Origin of the sequence: Rhizobium ruizarguesonis, from assembly GCF_012349115.1 — a bacterium.
Taxonomy (GTDB): domain Bacteria; phylum Pseudomonadota; class Alphaproteobacteria; order Rhizobiales; family Rhizobiaceae; genus Rhizobium; species Rhizobium ruizarguesonis.
This window is the reverse complement of sequence record NZ_PQIG01000092.1, coordinates 60,853-67,278: the sequence shown is the minus strand read 5'-3', so window position 1 is coordinate 67,278 and position 6,426 is coordinate 60,853. Positions and strand designations below refer to the sequence as shown.

The following is a 6,426-nucleotide window of genomic DNA, read 5'->3' as shown; positions in this document are numbered from 1 at the left end:
CGGCAAGGGCCGAAAGCCCAAGCCTTTCATGGTCGAGGGCGGCGATGTTCAGGCTTATGCGGTCTGGGACGGCAATCGCTGACTGTGTGGCTTCACATCCCGATTTCAATTGAAGCCCTAAGCTGAAATCTCCGCCTCCACTTTTGACCTGCGCCTTCACGCGGGGCAGGGGAGGAGCCTCTTCGAAACCCGATGCTTAGTGAGATTGCCGGAAGCAGTCGCGCCGGCGTTGTTATTTGTGGGGCATTTCCGCGCTGGCGTGGCCAAGCCGCTTCTGGACGTAGCGCTCATCGACCTCGGCCGAGGAGGGCAAGGCCGGCGCGTAGCGAATGGCCCGGGAATTTCTCCCTGCGTTCGTTCTCGGCAAGATCGCCGCCAACAGCGGCAGCAAGCGCCCCCGACTTGACCAGGCGGGCCCATCTCCTTGTGTCATTGAGATCGGGCCAACGTCCGCATCATCACAAAGAGCGGAATGATTACCATGACGGCCGGGAACATCCGTACCAGGAGGTAGCTGAGCATCAGTCGGTCACGGCCCCTGAACGATAGCCGCGAGAATGCATAGGCCCCGGCCGCTTCTGTCGCCGAGTTGCGCCAAGCCATCAGCGATAGGGCAGCCATGGCCGCCCTTGAGTTGCTCCGTGACGAGGCCCGCTTCTATTGGTCAACAGGTAATCCGGACACGGGGCCGCGACAGTCAGCGTCAGCGGCAGAAGGCATGGATCGGCAAATCGTTGCGCAATCGAAGGAACCATCAAATCGGACGCAGACTATGTCGATAGATATCGCGACCGTTAGACGTATTGCGCGCGTAGCCCCGCGTCGCACTCAGTGACGACGAGGCTGAAAAAACGTGCGGCGAGCTGAACGAAATTCTGACCTTTATCGAGCAGCTTTTGCGACTTGGCGTCCACTGCCGGCGAAGTGCCGACCGCAGAGCTGCGATGTTGGCACCACTTTTTGATCAATTATGCGTTCGCCGGGACCGGTGTGGCAACGGGGTGCATTCCCGCGCGGATATGGGATTTCCTGTCAGGGATGATATCGCAGCGAAGTCCTCATGGGGGAGGAGGGGCCGATCCCCATTTCGACGCAAGGCAGAAAGCACTTGCCTCATGCAAATTAGATGATAACGTTTCAATTAAATTGCATGCCGGAGGGCAGCAGTCATCGTTTGGGAGGACGTGAGATGACCAGCAGCAGCAGATTTATGCCTCAAATCCATCGCCGCACTCTGCTCGCCGGGGCAGGAAGTGCCGCATTGGCGGCGTTGGCCGGCCGCGCCCGGGCGCAGGATGCCGTGAGCGGCGAACTTGTCGTTCTCAACTGGATCGGTGGTTCCGAGGCTGAGATGATGAAGACGATTCAGAACGGGTTTGTGAAGAAATATCCCAGTGTGAGGATCCGCGAGGTCAACATCACCGGGCAGGGCGATATGCGTGGCGGCATCCGAACCGCGCTGCTGGGAGGTGAAGTGGTCGACGTTCTGATCAACACCTGGCCCGCCTTTCGCAAGGAACTGTCGGATGCCGGCATGCTGCGGCCGATCGACGATCAGTGGAAGAGCTTCGGCTGGGACAAGCTCATCAGCCAGTCATGGAAGGATCTGGGTTCGATTAATGGCGCGGCCTACGGGCTGACCTACACATTCGGCGACCGTTCCGGCATCTGGTACAAGAAGGAGCATCTGGCCAAGGCGGGGATCACGGCGCCGCCGAAGACGTGGGATGAGTTCCTGTCGACGTTTAGCAAGCTGACCGAGGCAGGCTACGCGGCGCCGGTTGCAATTCCCGGAAAATACTGGGCGCATGCAGAGTGGTTTGAAAACCTGCTTCTGAGAACCGCAGGTGTCGAGACGGCTACCAAGCTCGCGGCTCACGAAATTCCATGGACGGATCCGGCGGTGAAGACGGCGCTCAGCAAATATGCCGAGATGCTGTCGGCCGGCTGCTGCGGCGCGACGAATACAATGCTCGCCAATGACTGGGACGGCGAGGCCGATCAGATTTTCCAGGCCAATGCGAAGAACTATCTTCTGATCGGCATGTGGATGAACAACCGGGCCAAGAATGACTACAAGCTCGTCGAGGGCACCGATTACGATCTCTTCCAATTCCCATCGCTTGGCATGGGCCACGACGACACCTCGAGCGTCGATGCCAAAGAGTTCCTGGTGACGAGCAACGGCGCCAATCCCAAGGCGGCGGACGCTTTCCTCGACTACTGGACCAGTGCGGAGGCTGCCAACCTGCTTGCCAAGAACGGCTATGCATCGCCGAGCAGCCAGGTCGACAGCGCTCTTTATGGAGAGGCGCAGAAAACGGCAACGGCCGCGGTCGCCAGTTCGAAGTTGCAATTCGTGCTGGGCGACCTGTTGCCTGGCGATCTCGTCGACGAATATCGCGTTCAGTTGCAGAAATTCCTGCAGGATCCGTCCGAGGCCAATATCGACACGGTTCTTGGCTCCATCGAAACCAAGGCCCAGGGTTCCTACTGATGGCTGGTACCTCCGCCTCCTCGGTGCGGGAAGCGGCGGGCGTGATGCAGGGTTCTGCGCTGGCGGCTGGCATCGAAGGTCGCCGGCGTCTGCTCAGGGACACGCCCGCCGCGCTTATCCTGATTGCACCGGTCATCTTGCTGTTTGCGATCGCCGTGGTCTATCCGCTGGCCGAGACGATCCGGCTGAGCTTCTGGGATATCCAGGGGCTCAGAAAGCCGGCCTTTATCGGCTTCGGCAATTATGCGCGGCTGTTTTCGGACGCTGCCTTTCGCAACACGCTGCTGACGACGCTGATCTTTACCATCGGCACGACGGTGATTTCGGTGGCGATCGGCTGGGTTTTGGCAATGCTGTGCGCGTTCGCGCCGCAACAGACACTGCCATTCCGGGTGATGATCTTTGCCGCCTTCGGCATTTCGGAAGCCGTTTCCGGTTACATGTGGATTGGCATTTATAGACCCGATGCCGGCGGTCTGCTCAATTCGGTGATCCAGCTTGTCGGGTTTTCCGGCTTTGCGCATGCATGGCTCGGTGATGCCAGTACGGCGCTCTGGGCGCTGATCATTGCCGCGTCCTGGAGCGGCGTCGGCCTGCCGCTGATGCTGATCTTCGCCGCCATCCAGGCAATCCCGAAATCCGTGCTCGAAGCAGCCTATATGGATGGCGCCAAGCCGTTCTCGACGATGCGCCACATCATGATGCCGCTGTCGATGCCGGGCGTGCGTGTCGCGGTCTTCATCAATCTTTTGGGTGCGCTGCGCGCCTTCGACATCATCTACATCCTCACCGGTGGCGGGCCAGTGCGCGCCACCGAAACCGTCGGTTATTTCATGTACCGGGAATCAATGACTCAGTTCAAACTGGGCTACGGTGCGGCCGCAACCGTTATCTTGCTGCTTGCCGTGCTCATTGTCTCGATTCCCGCGATCGTCCAGCGAACGGCCGGTGCAAAATGATCGGCAAGGCTCCCCGCTGGATTATCGTCGTCGTCGGCATCGTCGCCTTCATCTGGATCGTCCCGATCATCGGTATTGTCGTTACATCGCTGCGTCCACCGGAAGGCGTTTCGCTCGGCTGGTGGCGCTTCGATCATTTTGACTTGACGTTAAGTGCCTGGCGCCGCGTCTGGGACAAATATCCCCTTGCAGAGTCCATGTGGGCGACGATGAAGCTGGCGGGCATTGCAACCGCTTTGACGATGCTGCTGACGCCGGCTGCGGCCTATGCTTTCCACTTCCTGACGTTCCCCCTGCGCCGCGTGCTGCTGATCATCATCATCAATGCCTTCGTGCTGCCGCAGCAGGTCGTCATCATCCCGCTTTTCACGCTTTGGCGCGATCTCGGGCTGATCGACAACATTCTTTCCGTGCTCATTCCCTATGTTGGGATGTCCTTCGCCTGGTCGATCTTCCTCGTCAAAAACTTCTTCGAGGATTTTCCGCGTGAACTCATCGAAGCCGCCAAGATCGATGGCTGCGGACCGCTTGCGACCTTCCGCCACGTGGTGCTGCCGAACAGCCTGTCACCAATCTTCGCCGTTGGCATCCTGCAGTTCCTTTGGACATGGAATGCCCTGCTGCTGCCGATGCTTTTCCTGCGCAACAACGTACCTCTTCCCGTGTTGCTCGCCCGTATTTCCGGCAGTTACGAAATCAACTGGGATCTGAGATCGGTGGCGGCCATCATCACCACTATCGTTCCCCTGCTCGTTTTCCTTGTCTTCCAACGTCAGTTCGCCGCCGGATCGCAGACACGCGCCGGCGCAAAGGAATAGGACCATGCCCAAGATCACCAATAAGCCGCTGCGTTATCGCCAGATCCATCTCGATTTCCATACCTCCGAACATATCCCCGGCATTGGCGCAGACTTCGATCCGGACGCCTTCGTCTCGACGCTGAAGGCGGCGCATGTCGATTCCATCACCATCTTCGCCAAGTGCCATCATGGCTGGTCCTACTATCCGACCAAGGTCGGCAAGCCGCATCCGCAGCTTGCCCGCCCGGATCTTCTCGGGGACATGGTGAAAGCGCTTGCTGCCGCCGATATCGACAGCCCGATCTATATTTCCGTGCAGTGGGACGAACTGACCGCGCGAGAGCACCCGGAATGGCGCGCCATGAGCGCCTCGAACCGCTACCATCATGACCGTCCTGCCGATCCCTCGGCAGGCAAGCAGCTCAGCCCCGCCTGGCATACGCTTTGCCTCAACCATGCGGGCCTGCGGCACTATATTCTCGATCAGGCACGGGAAGTCGCAGAAAGCTATCCGACACAGGGGCTGTTCTTCGATATCATTCTGACGCCTGATTGCGTCTGCCCGGCCTGCATCGAGCGCATGCAGTGCAATGGACTCGACCCGGAAAATCCGGCAGACCGCCTGAAAAACGACGAAGCCGTCAACGAGCAGTTTCGCCGCGAAACCAGCGAGGCGCTGTTCGAAGAATTCCCCAACCTCAGGGTGTTCTACAATTGCGGGCATATCCACAAGCACGGGCCGGAGCGCTTCGCGACCTATTCTCACCTCGAACTCGAAAGTCTGCCGACCGGCGGCTGGGGCTACGATCACTTCCCATCCAGCGCCCGTTATGCGGCAACGCTCGGCATGGATTTCCTTGCCCATACCGGCAAGTTCCACACCTCCTGGGGCGAGTTCGGCGGTTTCAAGCATCCGGATGCGTTGGAATATGAATGCGCCCAGATGATTGCGCTCGGTTCCAAATGCCTGGTCGGCGATCAGCTTCATCCGAACGGGGCGATCAATCCCGATACCTATGCCTCGATTGCTCCGGCCTATCATCGCGTCGAGAAGCTCGAACCCTTCCTCGAGGGCGCAAAGCAGGTCTCCGAAATCGCCATCCTCTCGGCCGAACACATGAACCCGACAGGTGCACGCAACCATCCGAGCGATGATGGCGCGGCCCAGGTGCTGCAGGAGCTGAAACGTCCGTTCGACGTGCTCGATCTATCCGGCCGCTTCGAGCAATATCGGTTGCTGATCCTGCCGGACGAGATCCCCGTTGACGCGGCGCTCGCCGCGCGTCTGAAGTCTTACCTCACCGGCGGCGGCAGGATCATCGCCTCCTGGCATTCGGGCCGCGACGAAGACGGCAGATTTGCAATCGACTTCGGTATCGAAAGGGGTCCTGGCCCCGTCGCTTTCAGGCCGAGCTATGTGAAGGCCGGCAAGGATCTCGATCCCTCCATGCCGGAAACGGCCTTTGTCTTTTATGAGCAGGCCGAAACGGTTCGCTCCGTCGGTGCAACGGTATTGGCAGGGATTTTCCCCTCCTACTTCAACCGATCCTACAAGCATTTCTGCTCGCACCAGCACGCGCCCGACGATCCGGATGCCGATATGCTCGGCGCGGCCGTGACCGTGAACAAGGGTGCAGCGTATATTGCCTATCCCATCTTCCGGCTCTACCGGGCGATGGGTCAACCGCTCTACAAATACGTCGTTCGCGGGCTCCTCGACCGTCTCGTTCCCAATCCGGCCATGGTCACGGACCTGCCCTCTTCCGGCCGGGCAACGCTGACGCGCCAGATCGAGCACGACCGCCATATCCTGCACCTGCTTTACGGCCCACCGCAAATCCGGGGCAAGGACGTGCGCGGTGATGACGGCTCGACCCGTATCATGGAGATGATCGAGGACATACCGGCGATCGGCCCCGTCAAGGCCACCGTCCGGCTTCCCGCAAAGCCGAAGCGTGTCTTTGACGCGATGACCGGTGAGGATGTGGCGTGGAATGCCGGCGACGACGGAGCGATCAGCATCACGCTACCGCGCCTGCGCATCCACAGCGCCGTCGTCTTCGAAGGCGCCTGATGCAGGTGCAAGTGATGGGACCGTTGGACGTTGCTCTTGCTGCCGGCGCTACTGGTGGGCAGCGGGGCGCTGGGCTATACGACGGAAAAGTGCCTG

At 59.9% G+C, this 6,426-nt stretch carries 4 protein-coding genes and 2 pseudogenes; 5 read left to right on the top strand and 1 reads right to left on the bottom strand.

Annotated elements, in window-relative coordinates:
- Positions 1-232 precede the first annotated feature (232 nt).
- Positions 233-425: pseudogene (locus tag C3Y91_RS38065) on the bottom strand (integrase); the annotation flags it as partial.
- A gap of 347 nt (positions 426-772) precedes the next feature.
- Between C3Y91_RS38065 and C3Y91_RS38055 the strand changes: the two are divergent.
- From C3Y91_RS38055 to C3Y91_RS23840, 5 genes and pseudogenes are all read left to right on the top strand, one after another.
- Positions 773-911 (top strand): annotated as a pseudogene (locus C3Y91_RS38055) (Asp-tRNA(Asn)/Glu-tRNA(Gln) amidotransferase subunit GatC); the annotation flags it as partial.
- A gap of 278 nt (positions 912-1,189) precedes the next feature.
- Positions 1,190-2,497, top strand: coding sequence for an ABC transporter substrate-binding protein (locus C3Y91_RS23855; protein WP_024323923.1), 1,308 nt, complete (start codon positions 1,190-1,192; stop codon positions 2,495-2,497).
- Positions 2,497-3,456 (top strand): carbohydrate ABC transporter permease, encoded by a 960-nt coding sequence (locus C3Y91_RS23850; RefSeq protein ID WP_130666446.1) that lies wholly within the window; start codon positions 2,497-2,499, stop codon positions 3,454-3,456. Before C3Y91_RS23855 ends, C3Y91_RS23850 begins: the two co-directional genes overlap by 1 nt.
- Positions 3,453-4,274, top strand: coding sequence for a carbohydrate ABC transporter permease (locus tag C3Y91_RS23845; RefSeq protein ID WP_130704740.1), 822 nt, complete (start codon positions 3,453-3,455; stop codon positions 4,272-4,274). Before C3Y91_RS23850 ends, C3Y91_RS23845 begins: the two co-directional genes overlap by 4 nt.
- Positions 4,275-4,278: 4 nt before the next feature.
- Positions 4,279-6,330 (top strand): alpha-L-fucosidase, encoded by a 2,052-nt coding sequence (locus C3Y91_RS23840; RefSeq protein ID WP_168575863.1) that lies wholly within the window; start codon positions 4,279-4,281, stop codon positions 6,328-6,330.
- Positions 6,331-6,426: the final 96 nt, after the last annotated feature.

Excerpts from the sequence above, each read along its gene's own strand:
- C3Y91_RS23840 (WP_168575863.1), top strand. The coding sequence starts at position 4,279 with ATGCCCAAGATCACCAATAAGCCGCTGCGTTATCGCCAGATCCATCTC.
- C3Y91_RS23855 (WP_024323923.1), top strand. The coding sequence starts at position 1,190 with ATGACCAGCAGCAGCAGATTTATGCCTCAAATCCATCGCCGCACTCTG.
- C3Y91_RS23845 (WP_130704740.1), top strand. The coding sequence starts at position 3,453 with ATGATCGGCAAGGCTCCCCGCTGGATTATCGTCGTCGTCGGCATCGTC.
- C3Y91_RS23850 (WP_130666446.1), top strand. The coding sequence starts at position 2,497 with ATGGCTGGTACCTCCGCCTCCTCGGTGCGGGAAGCGGCGGGCGTGATG.